Origin of the sequence: Labrenzia sp. C1B70 (genome assembly GCF_000475395.1) — a bacterium.
GTDB lineage: Bacteria > Pseudomonadota > Alphaproteobacteria > Rhizobiales > Stappiaceae > Roseibium > Roseibium algicola.
On sequence record NZ_AXCE01000054.1, the window covers coordinates 1 to 300 of the forward strand.

General features: G+C 58.0%; 1 protein-coding gene. It reads left to right on the top strand.

All coding sequences use genetic code 11. The features are described from left to right. Window positions 1–83: 83 nt before the first annotated feature. Window positions 84–300, top strand: a 217-nt coding sequence (locus tag Q666_RS59280) for a WGR domain-containing protein (protein ID WP_023002272.1), incomplete at its 3' end; no start/stop codon positions are given.

The window sequence follows — 300 nt, forward strand, 5'->3', positions numbered from 1 at the left end:
CCATCATCCATTTGAATCCGTTCCTTCCCATCGATTCCAATCATTCATTGGACCGCTGTTCGTAGATCTTCGACACTGCGGTCATGGAACCAGATGACCATCTCCTTCTCCTCAAACGCGTGGACCCGGGCCGGAACATGAACCGGTTCTATCACCTGTCGGTCGAGCCGACCTTGTTCGGCGGATTTGCCGTTCGCCGGACATGGGGGCGCCTGGGCACCTGGGGGCGAACGCGGCTTGATCTGTTTGCGGATGTGTCATCGGCTCTGGCGCATCAGGAGAAGCTGGCGGCACAAAAGC